Source organism: Bacillus sp. PDNC022 (genome assembly GCF_016919285.1).
Lineage (GTDB): Bacteria > Bacillota > Bacilli > Bacillales > Bacillaceae > Bacillus > Bacillus safensis.
This window is the reverse complement of sequence record NZ_CP070345.1, coordinates 905,654-929,225: the sequence shown is the minus strand read 5'-3', so window position 1 is coordinate 929,225 and position 23,572 is coordinate 905,654. Positions and strand designations below refer to the sequence as shown.

Below are 23,572 nucleotides of genomic sequence, written 5' to 3'. Positions count from 1 at the left end.
CCTGAAAACAGAATATTGAATTGAATCACATATAAAAAGGAGACATGTCAGAATGAGAAATCAAGAGAAACATTTTATTAACGGAGAATGGATCGCATCAACAGGAAACGAAACGACGGAGGTCATCAATCCTGCTACAGAGGAAGTCATTGGCACCATTAGTTTAGGAACAAAAGAAGATTTAGACAAAGCAGTCAAAGCAGCTCGTGCCGCCTTCCCTTCTTTCTCAAAAACATCTCGAAATGAACGCGTAAAGATGCTGGAAAACATTGTGCGCGGCTACGAAAAACGTAAGGATGAACTAATTGAAGTCATGACACAAGAGCTAGGTGCACCGCTGAAAGTATCAGAAGAGGTTCATTACAAAATGGGACATGAACATTTTTCTAAAGCAGCGGAAGCACTTAAATCGTATACATTTACTGAGGACCGCGGCGGACATACCATTATAAAAGAAGCGATTGGTGTCAGCGGATTGATTACACCTTGGAATTTCCCAACGAATCAAACATCATTAAAAATCGCGGGTGCCATTGCAGCAGGCTCACCAGTTGTCTTAAAACCTGCAGAAATTACACCTTTTGCCGCAATGATTCTTGCAGACATCATTGATGAAGCAGGCGTACCGAAAGGCGTCTTCAACCTAGTAAACGGAACTGGTGATGTCATTGGTGACGGCATTAGTTCACACCCTGATATTGACTTTGTTTCATTTACTGGATCAGGTGCTGTCGGTTCTAAAATAATGGAAAATGCTGCAGACAATATTAAGAAAGTGGCTCTTGAGCTTGGCGGGAAATCCCCTCTTATCGTCTTAGATGATGCAGATGTGGATGAGGCAGCCGAAACAGCCGTTCATCATATTGCGATGAATACAGGTCAAGTATGTTCCGCAGCTACACGTGTGCTGATTCCTGAATCAATGAAAGACGCATTTGAAAAAGCGCTGCTGAATGCCCTGCCGAAGTTTACAGTTGGTGATCCGCGAGAAGATCACGCCACTGGCCCGCTTGTCTCCAAAAAGCAATGGGATACCGTGCAGTCTTATATTGAAAAAGGAATTGAAGAAGGTGCTCACCTGCTTGCTGGGGGAACTGGTAAGCCGGACGGACTAGACAAAGGATATTTCGCCAAGCATACTATTTTCACAAATGTGAAAAATGATATGACCATTGCGCAAGAGGAAATATTCGGACCCGTCATGAGTGTGATCACATATAAGGATCTGGATCATGCCCTTGAGATTGCCAATGATACAGTGTATGGACTTGCTGGGTATGTAGTTGGAAAAGATGAAAAAACATTAAAATATGCAGCTGAACATATTCGTGCTGGCCAAATTACCATTAACAATGCCGAAACAGATTACTTTGCCCCGTTTGGCGGCTTTAAGCAATCTGGTATCGGAAGAGAATGGGGAGACTTCGGAATCGAGGAATATTTAGAAGTGAAAGCTGTGATGGGACTTCCAACAGCATAATTTGAGAAAGGAGAAAAACCTTAAGGTTTTTCTCCTTTTTTATGATAGAAAGAATCTGCCCCCTCCTCCCTACTTATCCATCATGATTTTATATTTTTCGACCTTTGCTTTAGGAGGAAACGATTCTTGTAACTCATCAAACCAAACCTCAATCGTTTGACCCTGTGACAGCTCTTTAGTATCTACTTTCGTTAAATCCATAACGATGAGATCATTTTTATACTTTTCAATAAGAAGATGAGTTTTCAATGAATCATCGCTTTTTAGAGGCGTTTTATTGTTTATAAGAAGTAAATTCGTCTCCCCTTTTCTTAGCAGGATGCCTTTTTTTGAAAAAGGTGCTGTTGTTTTATTCTGATTGTATGTATCCTTTATATTGCCCTTTGGAGAATTGCACGCTACTAATAAAATAAGAAAAATCAAGATGACAAACCGAAAACATTTTATGTTTTTAAATTTTAGCTGCATCAACTTTCATACACCCCTTTTTAATTCCTTACGATCGCTTCTTCATTCAAAACCGCCCATTTTTCTTAAGGTGCTTTATACAGTTAAGCGATTCACCTTCAAGTTCCTTCACCTTGCAAAGGTATTAGAAATCTTAATCATGACAATCAATATTATATATTTTACTTAATGGCAAACTTTCGGTAAAGTTCAAATTGAACCTATATATATAATTCCTATCGAATTAATCTATGTTTATATTCCTTGTGAGGTGGATATCGTTGCAACTTCATGTATTGAACAGTCCGTTTAGTCAGGAGCAGGCAGAACTGCTTAATCAGCTGCTTCCGACTTTAACAGATCAGCAAAAAATTTGGCTTACCGGTTATTTATCAGCACAGGCAGCTTTAGCCGGATCAGAAAATACTGCCCTAGCCCCTTCTCCTTCTGCTGCAGCACCAGCGCAGCCTGTCAGCAAAGATGTGACCGTACTTTATGGCTCGCAAACAGGAAATTCTGAAGGGTTAGCAAAAAAGACAGCGCAGCATCTTGAAGAGAAAGGTTTTCAAGTGACGCTCTCTTCTATGTCAGATTTTAAACCAAATAGTCTGAAAAAAATACACAATTTACTGATTATCGTCAGCACACATGGTGAGGGAGATCCGCCTGATAATGCCCTTTCTTTCCATGAATATGTTCACGGCAGACGTGCACCAAAGCTCGATCATTTAAGCTTTTCTGTCCTTTCACTTGGTGACAGCTCCTACGAATTCTTCTGTCAGACAGGTAAAGAATTTGATGAGCGCTTAAAAGAGCTTGGCGGAACGCGTCTTTTCGACCGAGTGGACTGTGACCTTGATTATGATGAGCCGTTTTCTGAATGGCTTCAAGGGGTGGCATCTTCACTTAGCGAAGGCGAAGCCGCAGCAAACCCGCAAGAATCAGCGGATGCAAGCACTCAAACAGCAGCATCTGAATACTCAAGAACAAATCCTTTTTATGCTGAAGTGCTTGAAAATATTAACCTAAATGGCCGCGGCTCTAACAAAGAAACCCGTCATTTGGAGCTTTCTCTTGAAGGATCAGGACTTGTTTATGAGCCGGGTGACAGCCTTGGTATTTATCCAACAAATGATCCTGCGCTTGTTGATGAACTGATCACAACATGCGGATGGGATGCAGAGGAAGCCGTAACTGTTCATAAAAACGGTGACACACTTCCTTTAAAAGAAGCACTCACCTCTCATTTTGAGATTACCGTATTAACAAAACCTCTTCTTCAAAAGATGGCGTCCTTTACAAAAAGCGAAGCCTTGCAAGCCCTTTTAGAAGAAGGAAACGAAGAAAAGTTAAAAGCGTATTTAGCAGGAAGAGATTTAGTAGATGCTGCTCGCGATTTCGGTCCTTTTGAAGGAACAGCGGCAGACTTCACTGCGATTTTAAGAAAAATTCCAGCACGCCTTTATTCCATTGCAAGCAGCCTGAAAGCAAATGAAGAAGAAGTTCATTTGACGATCGGTGCTGTGAGATATGATGCTCACGGAAGAGAACGTCAAGGTGTCTGCTCGATCTTATGTGCAGAGCGCTTAGAGCCAGGTGATACGCTGCCTGTTTATATCCAGCACAATCAAAACTTTAAGCTTCCTGAAAACCATGAAGCACCGATCATTATGGTGGGACCAGGCACAGGCATCGCCCCTTTCCGTTCCTTTATGCAGGAGCGCGAGGAAGTTGGTGCAGACGGGAAGTCATGGTTATTCTTCGGAGATCAGCACTTTGTGACGGATTTCTTATATCAAACCGAATGGCAAAAGTGGTTAAAAGATGGTGTGTTAACGAAAATGGATGTGGCTTTTTCAAGAGATTCAGAGGAAAAAGTATATGTCCAGCACCAAATGAAGAAGCAAAGTAAAGAATTATTCGAATGGTTGGAGCAAGGTGCCTATGTATATGTCTGCGGAGATGAAAAACATATGGCGCATGATGTTCATAATACCCTTCTATCAATCATCCAAGAAGAAGGTGCGATGAGCAAAGAGAAAGCAGAAAGCTATCTAGCCAACTTGCAGCAGCAAAAACGCTATCAGCGTGACGTATATTGATTGAATGCTTGAAAGAAAGGAGCTTTTACTTACATGGTGAAGACAGCATTAACAGCGCCGGATGGACCTCCGAGCGACGTAGAGGAAATCAAAGAAAAAAGTGATTATTTACGGGGTACATTAAAAGAAGTGATGCTTGATCCGATTTCAGCGGGTATTCCTGATGATGACAACCGCCTGATGAAGCATCACGGCAGTTATTTACAGGATGATCGTGACCTGAGAAATGAAAGGCAAAAACAAAAGCTTGAGCCTGCCTATCAATTTATGCTGCGCGTCCGCCTGCCTGGAGGAATCGCCACATCCAAGCAGTGGCTTGTGATGGATGAGCTTGCTCATAAATACGGAAACGGTACGTTAAAGCTGACAACTCGTGAAACCTTTCAGCTTCACGGCATTTTAAAATGGAACATGAAAAAGACCATTCAAGACATTCATTCCACTATGCTTGATACGATCGCTGCTTGCGGCGATGTGAACCGTAATGTCATGTGTACGTCAAACCCCTATCAATCAGAAGTACACCATGATGTATACGAGCTCGCTAAAAAATTAAGTGATGACCTGCTTCCGCAAACAAGAGCGTATCATGAAATTTGGCTTGATGAGGAAAAGGTAGCAGCAACCCCTGATACAGAGGTTGAGCCGATGTATGGTCCGCTTTATTTGCCAAGAAAATTCAAGATTGGTGTGGCGGTCCCTCCTGCTAACGATATTGATGTTTTTTCGCAGGATTTAGGCTTCATTGCGATTATTGAAAATGATCAATTAGTCGGCTTTAATGTCGCGATTGGCGGCGGAATGGGCATGACTCATGGTGATACAGCGACCTATCCTCAGCTCGCAAAAGTAATTGGCTTTTGTACACCGGAACAAGTTGTAGAGATTGCCAAACAAGTGATCACTATTCAGCGTGACTATGGAAACCGTTCGGTGAGAAAAAATGCCCGCTTTAAATATACAGTGGACCGCCTCGGTCTTGAGAATGTAAAAGAAGAGCTTGAGCGCCGCCTTGGTTTTTCCCTATTAGACGCAAGAGATTATCATTTTGACCATAATGGTGACCGCTATGGCTGGGTAAAAGGCATCAATGGCAGATGGCATTATACGATGTTTGTAGAAGGCGGCCGGATCACTGATTACGATGATTATCCGCTAATGACGGGCATTCGTGAAATTGCAAAAATTCATACAGGTGACTTCCGCTTGACAGCGAATCAAAATTTAATGATTGGAAATGTCACATCTCATAAAAAGAAACAAATCGAGCAGCTCATTCAGAAGTTCGGTTTATCAGATGGCCAGCAGCACTCTGCACTGCGCCGCAGTTCAATGGCGTGTGTTTCTCTTCCAACATGCGGCTTAGCGATGGCAGAAGCAGAACGCTACCTACCGCGCTTGATTGACAAAATTGAAGAGATTGTCGAAGAAAACGGCTTAAGTGATAAAGAAATCACGATTCGAATGACTGGATGTCCAAATGGATGTGCCCGTCATGCGCTTGGTGAAATTGGTTTTATCGGGAAATCACCTGGCAAATACAACATGTATCTTGGCGCTGCGTTTGATGGCAGCAGATTAAGTAAACTGTACCGAGAAAATGTAGGAGAAGAAGACATTTTAAACGAGCTTGGCTCTCTACTCCCTCGCTATGCAAAAGAACGCGAGGAACATGAACATTTCGGTGATTTTGTGATTCGGGCAGGTATTGTAAAAGAAACAACAGATGGCACGAATTTTCATGTGCAATAAAAAAGACAGGACGCTCTCCTGTCTTTTTTTATGGACTCTGTTTCCTTTTCAAGTATTCACAAATGCTTTCGTACACCTTCGGATCGTCTAAAGAAGATAGGTCTGGTGAAGGCTGCTGTTCATAAGCTCCTTTTAATAAACGACGGACGATTTTTCCGTTTCTTGTTTTCGGTAAAGCTGAAATGAGATGAATTTCCTTTGGAGTGAGCGCTTTCCCCGCATATGAACCAACATGTGTTTTGAGCTCTCGAATGAGTGCTGCTTCTTCGAAAGACGGTGCACTGGTCACAATGAAACAAACTAGTGCCTCTCCCTTCACCTCATCCTTTACTCCAATCACAGCGGCTTCGTGTACGGCTGGGTGCCCGACAAGAATGGATTCAATTTCAGCTGGACCGACGCGTTTTCCTGCTGTATTAATGACATCATCCGATCTGCCCGTGATATGGAATGCGCCATCCTCTGATTGCCTCACCCAATCACCGTGTGTCCACACCCCATCAAATCGTTTGAAATATGTGTCTTCATATCGCTCCGGATCTTTCCAAAATCCACATGTCATGCCGACCCATGGCTTTTTCACAACAAGTTCCCCTACCTCATTCATAATGCTCTGTCCTGCCTCATTAAACACATCTGCCGCCATTCCTAAGATTGCCGCATTAAAAAGGATCGGTTTGATTGGACGAAGCAGCGTACTTCCTACAATACCGCCAGAAACCTCTGTTCCCCCTGAGTAATTTAAGATCGGAATGTGCTTTTGACCAATTGTGTCAAAAAGCCATTGCCATGGTGCTTCATTCCACGGTTCACCTGTAGAAATGATGGCTTTCACATGCGGCAGCTCAATGTCTGAAAGGTTTTGCTGCATCGCAGATCGAACAAAAGTTGGTGAAAGCCCAAAATGGGTGACTTTTTGCTCGTGGATGAATGACCAGAGATGCTGTTCATTTGGATAATCGGGGGCGCCGTCATATAAAACAATTGCAGCTCCATTGATCAAGCCACCAAAGACGAGAAATGGCCCCATCATCCAGCCCATGTCTGTGAGCCAAAACAAGCGGTCTCCTTTTGCAACGTCCATACAAAGACCGGCATCAAAAGCAGCTTTTACAGGAAAGCCTGCGTGTGTATGGACAGCCCCTTTAGGTGTACCGGTTGTTCCAGACGTGTATAAGATCATAAGCGGATCTTCATTTGAAAGATAAGTCGTTTCACTTAGTGGTTCTTCTTTTAACAAATCGTTTAGCTTGATATCCTCTTTATATCCAGTATGAGAGGAAGCGTGTACAATGACTGTTTTGACGGTCTTGGTTTTGTCGATTGCTTCTGCCGCACATTCCCGCATGTTGATCGTCTTTCCCCGGCGCGTCACGCTTGAGCCTGTGACGACAATACTTGCACCGGATGCGCGAATACGTACGGCTAGAGGCTCGCTTCCATAGCCGGAAAAGACTGGGCTAAAGATGACACCAATCTTTGCAAAGGCAAGCATAATGGCAGCCGTTTCCGGAAGCATCGGCATATAAATGACGGCCACATCCCCTTTTTGGATCCCCTTCTTCAAAAAACCAGCAGCGAGACGATTGACCTTTTCCTGAAGTTCGAGGAACGTCCATCTTCTCTCTTCTCCTGCTTCATTTCTCCAAATCACGGCTGGGTGATGCTGGGTTTCTTCATTCTCTGCCCATTTGTCAACAGCCGTTTCGACCACGTTGAGCCGGCCGCCTTTATACCAATTGGGCCACATGAATGAATCTTGGCCTAATGCAGCTTCATACGGCTCCTTCCACACGATGCCGACTGCCTTTTCGGCTTCTCTCCAAAACCAATCGGTACGCTCGATACTAGCTTGATAGAACGCATCGTAAGTTGTAAAACCAAGTGAATGCATCCATTTGTAAAGACGTGTTTGTTTCATCATCTGGTCTTCGGGTATCCACGCTGGTTTTAGGTTCATCATGAGGCCGCCCCCTTAGACCGGATAAACCGGATGTTTTCGTCTTGTAAATGTCATCTCTTTAGAGGTATAGGCTTGTAATCTACGACAAAGCTCATCTCGCAAATGGTCAAACGGGATGACACCATCAACAATCATTTCAGAGGCAAGCTCATATATATTCATATCTTCTTGGTATTCTTTGCGTTTCTCTTGTATAAATGCCGCCCTCTCTTCTACAGGCAGTTCGGCAATTTTATTCGCATAAACAGCATTTACAGCGGCTTCTGGCCCCATGACAGCAATTTGCGCCGATGGAAGAGCGAGACAGCAGTCCGGTTCAAAGGCTGGTCCTGCCATTGCATATAAACCTGCACCGTATGCTTTACGAACAATGACGGATATTTTCGGAACGGTTGCCTCTGACATGGCGGAGATCATTTTCGCCCCGTGCCTGATAATACCTGCTTGTTCCACTTTTGTTCCGATCATAAACCCGGGTATATCCGCAAGGAAAAGGAGTGGAATATGAAAGGCGTCACATAGCTGAATAAACTTGGCGGCTTTGTCGGCTGAGTCATGGAATAAAACGCCGCCTTTTACCCTCGGCTGATTGGCAATAAGACCGACAGGCTGCCCATTCATGCGGCCAAAACCTGTGATCAGCTCGGCGGCAAACAGCTTTTTGATTTCAAAAAATGACCCTTCATCAATGAGTAAATCAATGAGCTGATACATATCAAAAGGGGTATTCTGCCCTTTAGGGATAAGGTCTTGGAGGGTGATCTTTGATGGTTTAGGTGCAATTGCAGCTGCCCGTTTTGGTTTTTCTGTATAGTTGGCAGGCATGTAAGTTAAATAAGTGCGAGCGATTTGAATGGCTTCTTCCTCTGTTTTTGCTAAAATATCGCCGCATCCAGAAATGCTGCAATGCATTTTTGCTCCGCCCATTTCTTCAAGTGATACTTTTTCTCCAATGACCATTTCGGCCATTCGCGGTGAGCCTAAATACATTGAGGCATTCCCTTCGACCATGACGACGATGTCACAAAAAGCAGGAATGTAAGCACCTCCAGCTGCCGAAGGACCAAATAGTAAACAAATTTGCGGAATACGTCCAGACAGCTTCACCTGGTTATAAAAAATACGGCCAGCGCCTCTTCTGCCTGGAAACATGGCGATTTGATCGGTGATTCTAGCACCCGCAGAGTCAACTAAATACAGCATCGGGCAGTTGAGCTTTTCGGCTGTTTCCTGGATTCTAATGATTTTTTCTACCGTTTTGACGCCCCATGATCCTGCTTTGACGGTAGAATCATTTGCCATAACGCAAACAGGCTGCCCATTCATCCGCCCCGTCCCTGTGACAACACCATCTGCTGGTAAATGTTCATCCTGACACTCAGCAAACATGGCATCCTCAATAAAAGAATCCTCATCTAATAACAACTGGAGGCGGTCACGGACGAACAATTTTCCTTTTTTTTTGTTTTTTTGATGGTATCGCTCAGCCCCGCCTTTCAGAATCTGCTGTTTTTTCAGTTCATATTCTTCAATCATACTCATTCCCCTTTCTTGCTACCTGCCTCTGTATTGAGGCGTGCGTTTTTCTTGGAAGGCTTGAAGACCTTCCGTTCGATCTTCTGTATCAATGAGCCGTAAATAGGCTTCGTATTCCTTCGTCAGACCTGTATGCAAATCGTGATCAAGGCTTGATTGAATCGCTTGTTTCGCTTCTTTTAAGGCAAGCGGGCCATTTTTGATGATTTGTTTTGCAAGAGAGATGGCATCGTTCATGAGGGAATCTGCTAAAGAGATATGCTCAATGAGCCCGATTTGAATGGCTTCTTCTGCTTGTAATGATGCGCCTGTGAAAATAAGTTCTTTTGCTTTACCGAGTCCAATGAGCCGCGGAAGGCGCTGCGTCCCTCCGGCTCCTGGTATAATAGCTAGTCCTGTTTCAGGCAGGCCGAGTCTTGCTCCGGCTCGTGCAATGCGGAGATCACAAGCGAGCGCGAGTTCAAGTCCTCCGCCCAGTGCGTGTCCGTTCATCACTGCAATGACAGGTACAGGAATGGATTCAATTTCGATAAAGGTTTGCTGAATCGAAAGAACAGCTCCTTTTGCTTCTGCTTCTGTCATCAATCGTCGTTCTTTTAAATCTGCTCCAGCGCAAAAGACTTTAGAACCGGCTCCTGTAATGAGCAGGCAGCGGATGCTTTCATCGTGTTTGATTTCTTGAATGAGTTGATTGATCTCCTCCAGCATTGGAGCAGATAGGGAATTCGCTCGCTCTGACCTGTTTAAGGTCATTATGCCGATCTGTTCATCTTGTATCGAAAAATGGACCAATGATGTCATGTTATTCATCCTTTATGAAGTAGTCTGAGAGTGAAAAGCGCGTAAACAATGACTAGGCAGGGTTCGATCAACTTTTGCTTCAATCCATTCTGCCGCTTTAATTAATGCAGGAAGATGAATATTTGTCTCAATTCCTAGTTTTTGAAGCATATGCACCACATCTTCTGTCGCCACGTTTCCGCTGGAGCCAGGTGCATAAGGACAGCCGCCAAGCCCCCCGCTAGAGGCATCAAATATGGTGATGCCTGCTTTTAATGCTGTATAAATATTGGCAAGCCCCATTCCTTTCGTATCATGAAAATGAAGAGCGATTTTATCAGCAGGAAAGCGTTCAAGTAAAATGTCTAAGCGCCTTTCTACTTGAAGCGGATGGGCTTCACCGATGGTGTCACCGAGAGATATTTCATCAATGCCATAAGAAAGCAAAATATCCGTTAACCGCAGGATTTGATCCATTGGCACTTGTTTTTCATACGGGCAGCCAAACACAGTGGAAATATACGCGCGCGTGTTTTTTCCTGCTGCTTTTAAATCAGCTGTCATTTGTTTGATGACAGGAAGTGTTTCGTTGATGGATTGATTCATATTTTTCTTGTTATGTGTTTCACTCGAAGAGATAAACATAGCGCCTGTGTCAAGATTGGCTTCAAAAAAATGAGCTAAGCCTTTTTCATTGGGAATAAGTGCTGCATAGGTAATGTCGTCTTTTTTGTTTAAGGATTGGGTGAGTTCTTTGGCATCTTTTAAGGCTGGAACCCATTTAGGATGAACAAATGATGTGGCTTCAATATAAGGGAGCTGGGCTGTTGCGAGCAGATCAATCCACGTTCGCTTCTCGCCTGTGTCCAGCCAGACTGATTCATTTTGCAGTCCGTCCCGCGGGCCGACCTCCCTGATAAGCACACTCTTTGGTAATGCCATCTGGCTCCCTCCTATTCTGATAGTTCTAAAAGAACCTCTCCTTCATCGACAAACTCTCCCTCTGCCTTATACACTTTGCTGATGATCCCGGCCTCTTCAGCAACGATCGGAATCTCCATTTTCATTGATTCTAAGATGGCAACCTCTTGTCCTTTTTGCACTTCATCGCCTTGTTTCACAAGAAGTTTCCACAAGTTTCCGGCCATTTGAATTGTGACAGTTTTCATGAACGGTTTTCCTCCCTTTTTTTCATGAGAAAATCGGTTGTGATGCTGCCTTGTAAGAATGCAGAAGATCCGGCCATTTCCCTTAAAAGCGGTAAGTTGGTTTTGATCCCTTCTATTTCATATGCTTGTAAGGCCTCTTTTAATCGTTCTATTGCAAGTTTTCGTGTATCACCGTAAACGATCATTTTCGCAATCATTGGATCGTAAAAAGGGGTAATGATGCTTCCCTTTGTCACGCTTGACTCATGACGGATATATGGCGCTTCAGGCGTTAAAAGCTGAGTGATCGTTCCTGGTGATGGATAAAAGGTGACGGGATCTTCCGCATAAATTCTAACTTCGATGGCATGCCCGATTTGATGAATATCCTCCTGATTGAAAGAAAGCGGCTCACATGCAGCGATTTTCAGCTGCTCCTCGACAAGGTCAATGCCTGTAATTTCTTCTGTGACAGGGTGCTCTACTTGTAATCTCGTGTTCATTTCTAGAAAATAAAATTGTTGATGCTGATCAACTAAACATTCAATTGTTCCTGCATTTTCATACCCAATCGCTTTGGCTGCTTTGACGGCCATCTCCCCCATCTGTTGGCTCACCGATTCATCGAGACAGGCGGCTGGTGCTTCTTCAATGATTTTTTGATGTCTTCGCTGGAGTGAACAGTCGCGCTCAAATAAGTGAACCCCATGGCCGAAAGAATCAAAAAGGACCTGAATTTCAATGTGCCGAGCGTTTTCAATGACCTTTTCCATATACAGCGTCCCATCGTTGAAAAAGCTTTGCGCTCTTTTTTGATTCCCTTCAAAAGCCCTGTACAGCTCCTCGTCATTTTGCACGATCTGCATGCCAATTCCCCCGCCCCCGCTTGATGCCTTGAGCATGATCGGATAACCGAGTGACTGCGCTTGACTCACTCCTTCTTCTGCATCATGCAGCGGAGCTGAAACGCCTGGTACAATGGGGATACCTGCTTGAGCCATCGTTTTTCTTGCTTCAATTTTATTCCCCATTCGCTGAATGACTTGTGCGGATGGTCCAATAAAGGCCATTCCTTCGCTGCGGCAGCATTCTGCAAAGGCTGCATTTTCTGATAAGAGGCCATATCCTGGGTGGATGGCATCTGTATTTGACTGCTTGGCTGCCCTAATGATTGCTTCCATGTTTAAATAGCTTTCAGATACTTTTGCGCCTCCAATCGGATAGGCGCTGTCTGCTTCTTGCACATGAAGTGCATGCTGATCTGCTTCTGAATAAACGGCGACGGTGTGGATCCCGAGCCTTTTACACGTTCGAATAATTCGCCGGGCAATTTCGCCTCGATTTGCAATCAGTACTTTTTGAAACATCGCTGCCTTCACTCCTTTATTAGATCAAGCGCCTGCTTTTTCAGACGAAATTTTTGAATCTTCCCTGATGCGGTCATTGGATACTCGTCAGTGATGAAAAAATATTTAGGAATTTTGTAGCGTGCCATTTGCGACTGACAATAGCTGGTGAGTGTCTCAATGGTCACCGTCCTACCTTGTTTAAGCCGAATAAATGCGGCGGCTTCTTCTCCATACGTCTCGTCAGGTATACCAACGACCTGTGCATCAAGAATGTCCGGATGAGTATAAAGAACGTCCTCAATCTCTTTTGGGTAAACATTCTCCCCGCCTCTAATGATCATATCTTTCAGCCTTCCTGTAATTTTCACATAGCCGTCCTCATCCATCTCTGCTAAATCACCCGTATGAAGCCAGCCGTCCTGATCGATGACTTCATTTGTGGCTTCTTCATTTTTATAGTAGCCTTTCATCACATGATAGCCTCTTGTACACAGTTCGCCTTGTTCTCCTCTTGGTACTTCCTCCGGCGTAGCTGGAACGGTGATTTTCACTTCGATGTGAGGAAGCGCCCGGCCAACCGTTTGAACCCGTCTTTCAAATGAATCATCCGTTCTTGTTTGGGTAATGACAGGAGAGCTTTCGGTCTGTCCATAGGCAATCGTGAGCTCCTTCAGTCCCATTTGTTCAATGACGGCTTTCATCACATGGGATGGGCAAAGAGAACCTGCCATAATGCCCGTTCGTAATGTGGACAGATCGTATTGGTGAAAATTCGGATGGTCGAGTTCTGCAATGAACATTGTCGGGACGCCGTGAAGGACGGTGCACTTCTCTTTTTCCACTGTTTGAAGAACTCTCTCTGGATGGAAGGATTCAATTGGAATGATCGTTCCTCCTTTTGTGAGACAAGCTAGCACGCCAAGAACGGATCCAAAGCAATGAAAGAAAGGAACGGGGATACACATTCGGTCCTTTTGGGTGAGCTTCATACAATCTGCGATTTGTCTGGCATTGCAGACAATGTTTGTATGGCTGAGCATGACTCCCTTTGGGTAGCCGGTTGTGCCTGAAGTATATTGCATATTAATGACATCATCAGGCGCTAGCTCATCCATTCGTTTCTCCCACTCATGATTCTCTGTTCTTTTAGCAGCTGCTTGAATACTGTCCCAGCTGCGCATGCCCTTTGGCGTGTGCTCGCCAATATAGACGACACTTTTTAAATAAGGAAAAGATGAGGATGTGATCTCACCTTGATGAGCGTTTTGAAGCTCCGGTATGAGTTCTTCAAGCATTTTGACATAGGATGTCTCTTTAAAGCCGTCTACGATAAACAGCATGCTGCTATCAGAATGCTTGAGTAAATAAGCGAGTTCTTGTGCTTGAAAGTTCGTATTCACGGTGACAAGAACGGCTCCAATCGACGCGCAGGCGAATTGCAGCATAAGCCATTCAGGTACATTGGGCGCCATGATGGCGATATGATCCCCTTTTTGAACCCCTAATGCCATAAGACCTTTCCCAGTTTCCTTGACTTCTCGATAAAACGCTTCATATGAATAACGTAAAGAACGTTCTGGATACACAATGGCTTCATGTGCTGGGTGCTGCTCCCTTTTCTCTTTTAATAGGGAGCCGATCGTTTGTGGATGAATCGACATCATGGGTTTCCTCCTCCATTGATGGTAAGCGTTTTCATTATCGAATTACGCTAACAGTTGTCTTGCGATGACTAGACGCTGAATTTCAGAGGTCCCTTCTCCAATTTCCATCAGCTTGGCATCTCTCACCAGCCGTTCTACACCACTTTCTTTCATGTAGCCTGTTCCTCCGTGAATTTGGACAGCATCAAGACTTGCTTTTGTCGCCATTTCAGAAGCGAAAAGCTTGGCATAGGCAGCTTCTTTTGTAAACGGCTTGCCGTGATCTTTCAGCCAAGCGGCTTTCCACACCATTTGTCTAGCGAGTTCTATTTGCATCGCCATATCTGCCAGCTTAAACTGAATGGCTTGGAAGGAAGAAAGGGTCTGCCCAAATTGCTTTCTTTCCTTTGCGTAAGAGAGCGAAGCATCTAGTGCAGCTTGTGCGATGCCAACTGATAACGCAGCGATTGAAATGCGCCCCCCGTCTAATGTATATAAAAATTGCTTAAAGCCTTTCGCTGGGTCTCCTAAAATATTCTGGGCTGGTACACGTACACCGTCTAAAATGATTTCTGCTGTATCTGAACCGCGCACGCCCATTTTGTCATATGGATTTGTAATGGTCAGCCCTTTTTGCCCTTTCTCCACAATAAAGGCGGAGATGATTGGGCGGCCGTTTTCATCTTGATCCGAGACAGCAGTGACGATAATGGTTCTGGCAAAATTGGCGTTTGTGATCCAACACTTCTCCCCGCTAATGACATACTCTTGTCCGTCTTTGACTGCTTTTGTTTTTGTTCCTTTTGCATCTGATCCTGCGTTTGGTTCTGTTAATCCGAAGGAACCAAGTGCTGTCCCAGAAGCCAGCGGGACAAGGTGGTCCATCTTTTGCTCCTCTGTACCGAAGTAATAAAGCGGGCTTGCGCCTAAGGAGACGGCTGCGGCATAGCTAAGACCTGTACTGCCACACTGTTTTCCGATTTCTTCTACAGCGAGTGCATACGATATCGTATCTCCTCCTGAGCCGCCGTATTTCTCTGGAAAGGGGATGCCCATAAAGCCGAGCTCCCCCATTTTTTGAAACGTTTTGGCTGGGAATACGGCCTGTTCATCAATCGTTTGAGCGAGTGGTGCAATTTCTGCTTTGGCGAAATCTTTGACCATCTGGCGGATCATTTGTTGTTCTTTCGTTAATTCAAAATCCATCTTGCTTCCCCCTTTGGCTCTTTTCTATCATATTTATTAATCAAGCAGCTGCTTCATGCCAAGCTTGATTGAATTCAGAAAATTAAAACAAAAATAATAGAAAAAAAGCATGAACGAAGAAAATCTCATTCATGCTTTTTCGTTATTTCACTATTTTTGTAGAAGGCTTGCTTTCGTGATGAAGACGATTAAGAGCCGTAATCTTGTAAGTATCCATTTTCTTTTGATTAACTGGGAGGTCTTTAATCGTTGTTATGGCGCCTTTTTCTTTTCTAACGGTTTGCAGTAATTCATATGTTCCTTTATTTGTTAATCGATAGACTGCATAATAGGATACGGTAGAATGCGGATCATTTTTGATTTGTAAAGCCGCACCATCCGCTGTCTTTTTCACAGATTGAATGATTGGTTTTTTAGGTGCTTTCTGATGAAGCCAAGGCATCTCTGGAATGAGAGCTGGTTTGCGGTATGACTCTTCGATCAATCGATCCTTTACATTCAAAGGGTTGCGATTGAGATCCTTCAAGCTGAAATGCATGCTTCCCTGCACAAGCTGTGACTGCCTGTTCAGCTTAATCTGCCTAAAATATTCTTCAGGGTCAGACCAAGCAGGATCACTGTTTTGATTAATTTTATACGCCGCCTGCCCAATGTACAGGTGAACCGGCTCCCCTTTCACTTCATTTGACCACCATTTCGTCAGCACATCATAAGCGGCTGCTTGAAAGCCGATGCTCCAGTAAATTTGCGGAGTGACATAATCAATATCGTGCTGCTGAATCCACTCTCTTGTATCAGCATACAAATCATCATAGTTGGTCATTCCTGCAGTGGTGTTTGAACCAGTCGGGTCATCTTTTATGTTGCGCCATACTCCGAATGGACTAATACCAAATTTCACATACGGTTTTTCTTTCTTAACGGTGTCATTGATTTGCTTCACCAGCTGATTCACATTATCTCTTCGCCAATCTTCTATATGTGCAAATGCTTTTTTTCCATATGTTTCATACGTTTCTTGATCTGGAAATGGTACACCGGCTATTTTATATGGATAAAAATAATCATCCATATGCACTGCATCAATATCGTATTTTTTCACAACTTCTTCTATACCGCCGATAATGAAGTCCTGAGTTTCAGGAATACCAGGATTGTAATAAAGCTGATTACCATACGCAATCGTCCAATCAGGATGCTGTCTTGCAGGGTGATCAGCAGACAAACGGCTGAGATCAGTATGATTCATTGTGATTCGGTAAGGGTTAAACCAAGCGTGAAATTCAAGGCCGCGTTTATGAGCTTCTTCGATCATAAACTCAAGCGGATCGTACCCCGGATCTTTCCCTTGTGTTCCAGTCAAATATTCTGACCACGGCCCGTATGCTGAAGGGTAAAATGCATCAGCTGTTGGTTTAATTTGCATAATGACGGCATTCATATTCATCGCTTTGATTTCATCTAACAAACGAATAAACTCTTGTTTCTGCTCTGCTACGGGCAGCCCCTTCTTTGAGGGCCAATCTAAGTTATAAACCGATGCAATCCATACCGCGCGCATCTCTCTTGTGCTCTCAAGCTTCCCTTTTGGCACTGCACGAGCTGCTAGACTGCTAGAAGGAATCAATAAGAATACAAACATCAACATCAGTGTTAAAACTGTCATACTGATCTTTTTCAGCATGTTTTGCATCACCTCATATTCAGTTTATTCCGCTTTTTGTGAGGGAATGCCAGCAGATGGTGTAAGCAGAATGTTTTTCATTTCATTGAGCTGAAATTCAGGGACTTTGCAGGACTCAATTAAATACCGCTCTGCACTCCCATATGTCTCCAGCATCTCGTGCAGCACATCTTCAAGATAATCTTGCTGCACACCGACAAGCGGCTGAATTTGTTCTTTTGACACCCGGTATAAACTCATTAATCGGACAAATCGTTCCTGTCTTTTGACAAGCATTTGCACGCCTTCGTTAGACCGCATGTATTCACTTAAAACGACAGGCAGCGGTACACCTGCCGCTAACTGAATCAGGGCAGATAAAAAACCTGTACGGTCCTTGCCACTCGTGCAGTGAAGCATCAGCGGGTAATTGTTTTGATCTGAAAGCAGTGTGAACAGCTGCTGAATCTCTTCTTTACGCTCTGTCAGCATGCTCTGATATAAATCTTTCATGATCGGTGTAAATGAGAGAGACTTCCCTTCTGTTACCAGCATACGAAACATGGTCCATTTACTCGGCATCTTACTGTCAGGCTGCATCGGAATATGGACGATTTTGTCGTGTTCCTTGATCTTTGGTGGATGTGATTTACGTTCTGAGGCTGTACGGAGGTCGCAAACGGTTTGAATTCCGAGTGTTGAGAATATCTCGATGTCTTGTTTCGTCAAACGTGATAAGTCTGCGGATCGATAAATCATTCTCTCTTTGATCACCATTCCCTCTGTTGTTTGAAGTCCCCCTACTTCTCTAAAATTCGCAAGCTTTGAAAATGGGTTGTTTGATTGATTCATAGAAGTGAAAGTCCTTTCTGGTTCGTTCTTTTCTCTATCATACGCTTTTATATCAAAGGAGAAAAGAGAATCAATTGACCTAATCCATGTAAGAGAATTTATTGGTATAATGGAAAAAGGACATTCGGATTGATTGGAGATATGAAGCATGATAAAAACGAAACGGATTCAGCAAATCAAAGAGTATGTGTTTGACCGGGAATCTGCCTCACTTGATGAGCTTGTGGCGCATTTTGGTGTCTCAAAAAACACGATACGCCGAGATGTACAGGCGTTGGTCGAGTCCGGCGTGCTCAAAAAAGTGTATGGTGGAGTGGCTGTGAATCACTCAACGTTAGTGGTGTATCAGGAGCGAAAGACACGTCAGCTCAGTAAAAAGCAATTGATTGGTCAGACGGCTGCCGCTTTTGTAGAAAACGGGGATATGATTTTTGTTGATTCTGGTACAACAACGCTTGAGATGCTCCCCTATTTGACTGAGAAACAAGTGACCATTGTGACCAATAATGTGGATTTCATTACACAGGCAATGCCTTATGACAATCTCACCATCTTTTCCACTGGTGGGATGCTGGAAAGAAAAACGAATTCTTTCGTTGGCTATCAAAGTGTAGAGCGCCTAAAAGCTTATAATGTGAATAAAGCCTTTATCGCATCAACTGGTTTATCTATTGATCACGGCGTCACGAATTCGTCTCCGCTTGAAACCGATATTAAAAAGACGCTTGTTCAAAAAAGTGCCAAAACGTTTTTATTAGTGGATGATAGCAAATTCAATCATTACGCCTTAACCACGTTTTGTGATTTGCACGAGATTGATGTCGTCGTGACCAATCAGAAGCCAAATGAAGATTATCTTCAATATGGAAAAGAGCATGATGTACGGTTTGTCACGCCTATATCAAATGAATAGATGGACAAAAAAACGGCTCAGGAATTTGAGCCGTTTTTTGATTCATTGATTTCAAGCTGCATGATCATACGGAATAAAAATCGGTACACGGCCGAGATGACGTCAATGAAAGCCGTATCTTCGTGAATATCCTCAAGCTCAAGAAGCTGTAAATTCACATCAAATAAGCCATCTTGTCCATTAAATTGAAGCTGGGCACCATTTAATGGTGATAGCATGTCCTTTAGAATACCCGTGTCTTTTTTAGGACGTTTTAAACCGAATAACACGGTATACGTTTGAAACACTTCGTCCCATTCAATGGCCAATCCATCCACTTTCACGACATCAAACCACTTTGATTCGATATAAATAAATTCTTTTTGATGTTTTTTCACATATGTAAGCGGTGTGTTTAGAAATGAGGCGTTTTCTGTTTGAATCATGTCCTCTGATTCCTTGTCTACACGTTCTATATATACATCGCCAAAGCGGGCTTCTTCTTTTATTCTCGACCCTTCTAATGTCCAATTGCGGCGCGCCGCTTCATCATATTCGAAGTCTGTCAGCGCCTGTCCTTCTTTTAATAGTTCTTGTAAGCGATTTAGTAACGACATGGCTATGTCTCCTTTCTTCTTCATGTGCATTCATTATTTTAGCATAACTCATGAAAAGAAAGATATGTCCTAGCATATGATGGTATGATAGTGTCAAAAGAAACATCTCGGAGGGGTACGTTTTGCTCACAATGACACTGGCAGAAAAAATCGTAGACGAGGTTAAAAAGGTGCTGACTGAGGAAATCATCATCGCACAAACAAACGGCACCATCATTGCAGCAACAGATCCAGCGCGCGTTGGACAATTTCATGAAGGAGCGTATCTGACATCTTTTGAAGGACAGAAACGAATTCTCACAAAGGATGACCAGCAGCACATGAAAGGCGTCAAAGCTGGCATCAATCTGCCTATTTATTTTAAGCAAGAGGTCATTGGGGTCATTGGGATGACAGGAGATCCTGTACATGTGTCTCCTTTTGGCGAAATATTAAGAAAAATGACCGAGCTGCTTATTCATGAACATGAATTTTTTCAAGAAACTGAAACGGATGAACGGCAGCTTGAAGCGTTTGTATTCGACTGGCTCCATCTGCCAGAGACAGCAATGGATCTCACTGAAAAAGCGTCGCGGCTTCGGCTTGATATCAACAAGGAGCGCGCGGTTGTCCTGATCGATTGTCAGGATGAATCGTTTATGAAGCAGAATCAATACAAAGAATTGAAGGAAACGCTGCATCTCAATAGTCAGGAGATCATCGTCCGCTGGGGGCATGCCCGCTTTCTGATCATGCTGCAAACAACAGCAGATCATCGTAAAGCCTTGCAGCAGCGCCTATTTCACATCCATGCCTCTCTTACGGCGCGGAGCGCGCATGGAGTTTTGATTGGAGCGGGAAAACCAGCAGCTGCTCATTTGATGAAGCAATCCTTTCAACAAGCCTTTCGTGCATTAAAATTGGCACATGCTGATACGCCGATTGTATTTGATGAAGATTTAACGCTTGAACTTTTTATGGAGGAAGTGAGTCAGGAAACAAAGGAAGTGTTTCTTGATCGAACGATCGCTCCCCTTCTCCCCTATCCTGAATTAGTGAAAACATTGCGGATACTCATGACATCTGATTGCTCATTGAAATATACGGCAGAAGCGATGCATGTCCATATCAATACACTGCATTACAGGCTAAAACGAATCCAAGATTTAACGACACTTGATCCAAAACGCATGCAAGATGCCATGCTCTTTTATTTAGCCTTCATGCTATTAGATGATGATCTAAAAAAACGAAGCAAACAGCCTGATATTTTGTAGAATCGTCCATAGGCATGAGGCGATTCTTTTTTTATACTGAAAGAAACGATACGTCTCATCAATTGGAGTTGAATGCGTGTGTTAAATTCTGAATTTTTAAATCAATTAAAAAAGATTGTTGGTGCGTCTTACATGCAGGACAGTAAAGCCGATCGGCTTGCCTACTCTTATGATGCAACACCGAATTTTCAGCATATGCCAGATGTCATTGTAAGCCCGCATACGGCTGAGGAAATCCAGCAAATTGTCCGGCTCTGCGCCTCATACAACATACCGATCGTGCCAAGAGGATCAGGAACGAACCTTTGTGCAGGCACATGTCCCACACAAGGCGGACTTGTGATGCTGTTTACAAGAATGAACCAATTAATAGAAATAGATGAAGAAAACCTGACAGCAACGGTACAGCCTGGTTTGATCACACAGCAACTCATTCATCAAGTAGAGGCGAAAGGCCTCTTCTATCCACCTGATCCTAGCTCTATGAAAATCTCTACATTAGGCGGAAATATTAATGAAAATTCAGGTGGTCTGCGGGGGTTAAAATATGGTGTGACAAGAGATTATGTCCTTGGACTTGAAGTCGTTCTCCCAAACGGTGACATCATCAAAACAGGCGGCAAACTTGCAAAGGACGTTGCCGGATATGATATGACCCGTTTGTTCGTAGGTTCAGAAGGAACGCTTGGGATTGTCACAGAAGCCACGCTGAAACTTTTGCCGCTTCCAGAAACAAAACAAACGATGCTTTGCTTATATGAAAGCCTAGAGGAAGCCGCCGCTTCAGTGTCGGCGATTATTGCAGAGCGTATCATCCCTGCCACATTAGAATTTATGGATCAGCCGACTCTGGAAGTCGTTGAAGACTTTGCAAAAATCGGTTTGCCGACTGACGTTCAAGCGGTGCTGTTAATCGAACAGGACGGTCATCCTGAGGCAGTTTCCCGAGATATGCAGCGAATTGCAAATGTCTGTCAGCAGCACGGTGCAAAAGAAGTGAATATCGCTCATTCTGAAGAAGAGGCAAATGCACTTTTAACAGCGAGACGATCCGCTTTATCTGCCCTCGCCCGGTTAAGCCCGACGACCATTTTAGAAGATGCCACAGTCCCTAGGTCTGAAATTGCCCGCATGGTGCGGGCGATCGAAGACATTGCGAAGGAGTACAAAGTGAAAATCTGTACATTTGGTCATGCAGGTGATGGAAATTTGCATCCTACTTGTGCAGCAGATGCAAGAAATGAAGAAGAAATGAAGCGGGTAGAGGAAGCCTTTCAGGCCATTTTTGAAAAAGCAGTCTCACTTGGCGGCACCATTACGGGTGAACATGGCGTGGGTCTTATGAAAGCCCCTTACTTAGAACTAAAGGTTAAAAAAGAAGGCATTGCCGCAATGAAAGCGATTAAACAAGCGCTTGATCCGGAAAATATCATGAACCCTGATAAAGTGTTTGGAAAAGACGCAAGAAAGCGGGTGGTGATTTCATGAGTTCCTCTAAACAAACAGAGATTCAGCAAACATTCCAGCAGCAAATGGACGAAAAAGAGCTGCTCAATTGCATGCGCTGCGGCTTCTGCCTCCCTTCCTGCCCTACTTATATTGAATCTGGTCAGCAAGAAACACACTCTCCCCGCGGCCGAATTGCTTTAATGAAGGCGGTGAGAGACGGCGTCATTGAGCCAGATGAAGATGTCGAGCATTCACTGAATCTTTGTCTTGGCTGCCGTGCATGTGAACCGGTTTGCCCTTCCGGCGTCAAATATGGACGGTTACTTGAGGATGCAAGAGACATCATTCAGCAGCACAAAAAACAATCCATCCCTGTCAAACTTGTAAGACGTGCCGTGTTTAAAGGTCTCTTTCCTTCACAAAGCCGAATGCGGAAAGCAGCAGGACTTCTTCGCTATTATCAAACATCTGGTCTGCAAACGGCTGCCCGCAAAACTGGCATGCTGAAGGTGCTTCCACCGCACTTACGCCTGATGGAACAGGCGCTTCCAAAGGTGCCGCCTCAACAGAAAAGCCGTTTGACGGAATACAAAGCACTTGGCCCAGCAAGAAAACGTGTCGCCTTTTTTACTGGCTGTTTAATGGATACCGTTTTTTCCAGCACAAACGAAGCGACCATCCAGCTTTTGCAGCTGGCAGGCTGTGACGTTATCGTCCCTCCTATTCAGACGTGCTGCGGAGCGCTCCATGGCCATAGCGGTGAAAAAGAACAAGCGAAACAGTTAGCAAAGCGGAATATAGAAGCATTTGAAGAGATAGATGCGGATGCCATAGTCATGAATGCTGGCGGTTGTGGTGCCTTTTTAAGTGATTACGATCATTTGCTTTGCGATGATCCGGATTTTCAAAAGCGAAGTAAATCCTTCTCAAAGAAAATCACGGATATATCAGACATTTTAGTGGAACTCGAATTTCACCGCCGCATGCCGCTTGCTTTGCCAGAGCAGGTCATCACCTATCAGGATTCTTGTCATTTGCGGAACGGAATGGGTGTACAGCATGCACCAAGGATGCTGATGAAGGCCATTCAAGGTGTATCATTTAAAGAAATGAAGGATTCGGGCCGTTGCTGCGGCTCAGCTGGCATTTACAACATCTTGCAGCCAAAGATGTCGATGCAAATTTTAGATCATAAAATGACAGAAGCCACTCAAACAAAGGCCGCTGCCATCGTTACGTCTAATCCAGGCTGTCAGCTGCAAATGGCAGCAGGCATCAAACGCTCAGGGCACTCACCGAGCATGCGCGCCGTCCATTTAGCTGATTTATTATTAGAAGCCGTTCAATATGGAAAAAAAGCGTCCAGCCCAACAAGCTGAACGCTTTTTTTATGCATATCTTCAAACAATTGGTTAGATAATAGAGGCAAATCACGGA

19 protein-coding genes are annotated in these 23,572 nt (G+C 44.0%); 7 read left to right on the top strand and 12 right to left on the bottom strand.

Features of this window, described 5'->3' with window-relative positions; genetic code table 11:
• Positions 1–52: 52 nt before the first annotated feature.
• Entirely contained in the window at positions 53–1,480 is a 1,428-nt protein-coding gene (locus tag JVX94_RS04865) for an aldehyde dehydrogenase family protein (RefSeq protein ID WP_205184725.1), read from the top strand.
• Between the two features lie 69 nt (positions 1,481–1,549).
• Here the strand turns inward: JVX94_RS04865 and JVX94_RS04860 are convergent, their stop codons facing one another.
• Positions 1,550–1,948, bottom strand: a complete 399-nt coding sequence (locus JVX94_RS04860) for a DUF3221 domain-containing protein (RefSeq protein WP_223250990.1) — start codon at positions 1,946–1,948, stop codon at positions 1,550–1,552.
• Between the two features lie 260 nt (positions 1,949–2,208).
• Here JVX94_RS04860 and JVX94_RS04855 point away from each other — a divergent pair, with 260 nt between their 5' ends.
• Together JVX94_RS04855 and cysI are read left to right on the top strand one after the other, a co-directional pair.
• The gene (locus tag JVX94_RS04855; protein ID WP_205184723.1) at positions 2,209–4,029 is read left to right on the top strand and encodes an assimilatory sulfite reductase (NADPH) flavoprotein subunit; all 1,821 of its coding nucleotides are present in this window, start codon (positions 2,209–2,211) and stop codon (positions 4,027–4,029) included.
• Positions 4,030–4,062: 33 nt separating this feature from the next.
• Entirely contained in the window at positions 4,063–5,781 is a 1,719-nt protein-coding gene (cysI, locus tag JVX94_RS04850; RefSeq protein WP_111291195.1) for an assimilatory sulfite reductase (NADPH) hemoprotein subunit, read from the top strand.
• Positions 5,782–5,809: 28 nt separating this feature from the next.
• Here cysI and JVX94_RS04845 read toward each other — a convergent pair whose 3' ends face one another.
• The 10 genes from JVX94_RS04845 to JVX94_RS04800 all read right to left on the bottom strand — a co-directional run bounded on the left by JVX94_RS04845 (position 5,810) and on the right by JVX94_RS04800 (position 17,921).
• Positions 5,810–7,744, bottom strand: coding sequence for an AMP-binding protein (locus tag JVX94_RS04845; protein WP_205184721.1), 1,935 nt, complete (start codon positions 7,742–7,744; stop codon positions 5,810–5,812).
• A 12-nt stretch (positions 7,745–7,756) separates the two neighbouring features.
• Positions 7,757–9,280, bottom strand: coding sequence for an acyl-CoA carboxylase subunit beta (locus JVX94_RS04840; RefSeq protein WP_144470742.1), 1,524 nt, complete (start codon positions 9,278–9,280; stop codon positions 7,757–7,759).
• 18 nt (positions 9,281–9,298) lie between these two features.
• Positions 9,299–10,081, bottom strand: coding sequence for an enoyl-CoA hydratase (locus tag JVX94_RS04835; RefSeq protein WP_144470744.1), 783 nt, complete (start codon positions 10,079–10,081; stop codon positions 9,299–9,301).
• Positions 10,082–10,093: 12 nt separating this feature from the next.
• A complete protein-coding gene (locus JVX94_RS04830; protein ID WP_205184718.1) occupies positions 10,094–11,002 on the bottom strand; it encodes a hydroxymethylglutaryl-CoA lyase in 909 nt (302 codons plus the stop codon).
• A gap of 11 nt (positions 11,003–11,013) precedes the next feature.
• A complete protein-coding gene (locus JVX94_RS04825) occupies positions 11,014–11,229 on the bottom strand; it encodes an acetyl-CoA carboxylase biotin carboxyl carrier protein subunit (protein WP_205184717.1) in 216 nt (71 codons plus the stop codon).
• Complete coding sequence (locus JVX94_RS04820) at positions 11,226–12,575, bottom strand: acetyl-CoA carboxylase biotin carboxylase subunit (RefSeq protein WP_205184715.1); 1,350 nt, start codon at positions 12,573–12,575, stop codon at positions 11,226–11,228. Before JVX94_RS04820 ends, JVX94_RS04825 begins: the two co-directional genes overlap by 4 nt.
• A gap of 8 nt (positions 12,576–12,583) precedes the next feature.
• Positions 12,584–14,221 carry an AMP-binding protein gene (locus tag JVX94_RS04815; RefSeq protein ID WP_205184713.1) on the bottom strand — a complete coding sequence of 546 codons (1,638 nt, stop codon included), beginning with the start codon at positions 14,219–14,221 and terminating at the stop codon, positions 12,584–12,586.
• A 42-nt stretch (positions 14,222–14,263) separates the two neighbouring features.
• A complete protein-coding gene (locus JVX94_RS04810; protein ID WP_095408721.1) occupies positions 14,264–15,406 on the bottom strand; it encodes an acyl-CoA dehydrogenase family protein in 1,143 nt (380 codons plus the stop codon).
• Positions 15,407–15,548: 142 nt separating this feature from the next.
• Positions 15,549–17,090 (bottom strand): glycoside hydrolase family 10-like protein, encoded by a 1,542-nt coding sequence (locus JVX94_RS04805; RefSeq protein WP_095408722.1) that lies wholly within the window; start codon positions 17,088–17,090, stop codon positions 15,549–15,551.
• 24 nt (positions 17,091–17,114) lie between these two features.
• Positions 17,115–17,921, bottom strand: coding sequence for a tyrosine-protein phosphatase (locus JVX94_RS04800; protein WP_240193800.1), 807 nt, complete (start codon positions 17,919–17,921; stop codon positions 17,115–17,117).
• 148 nt (positions 17,922–18,069) lie between these two features.
• Here JVX94_RS04800 and JVX94_RS04795 point away from each other — a divergent pair, with 148 nt between their 5' ends.
• Positions 18,070–18,834: a DeoR/GlpR family DNA-binding transcription regulator gene (locus tag JVX94_RS04795; RefSeq protein WP_197197420.1), complete on the top strand. Its 765-nt coding sequence runs from the start codon at positions 18,070–18,072 to the stop codon at positions 18,832–18,834.
• Between the two features lie 17 nt (positions 18,835–18,851).
• On the opposite strand, the gene JVX94_RS04790 is transcribed toward JVX94_RS04795, so the two are convergent.
• A complete protein-coding gene (locus JVX94_RS04790; RefSeq protein WP_144485413.1) occupies positions 18,852–19,430 on the bottom strand; it encodes a branched-chain amino acid aminotransferase in 579 nt (192 codons plus the stop codon).
• Between the two features lie 122 nt (positions 19,431–19,552).
• Between JVX94_RS04790 and JVX94_RS04785 the strand changes: the two genes are divergently transcribed.
• The 3 genes from JVX94_RS04785 to JVX94_RS04775 all read left to right on the top strand — a co-directional run bounded on the left by JVX94_RS04785 (position 19,553) and on the right by JVX94_RS04775 (position 23,514).
• On the top strand, positions 19,553–20,686 hold the full coding sequence (locus JVX94_RS04785; RefSeq protein ID WP_205184710.1) for a CdaR family transcriptional regulator: 1,134 nt from the start codon (positions 19,553–19,555) through the stop codon (positions 20,684–20,686).
• A gap of 78 nt (positions 20,687–20,764) precedes the next feature.
• Entirely contained in the window at positions 20,765–22,174 is a 1,410-nt protein-coding gene (gene glcD, locus JVX94_RS04780; RefSeq protein ID WP_205184708.1) for a glycolate oxidase subunit GlcD, read from the top strand.
• Positions 22,171–23,514, top strand: coding sequence for a (Fe-S)-binding protein (locus JVX94_RS04775; RefSeq protein WP_205184706.1), 1,344 nt, complete (start codon positions 22,171–22,173; stop codon positions 23,512–23,514). Before glcD ends, JVX94_RS04775 begins: the two co-directional genes overlap by 4 nt.
• Positions 23,515–23,572 lie beyond the last annotated feature (58 nt).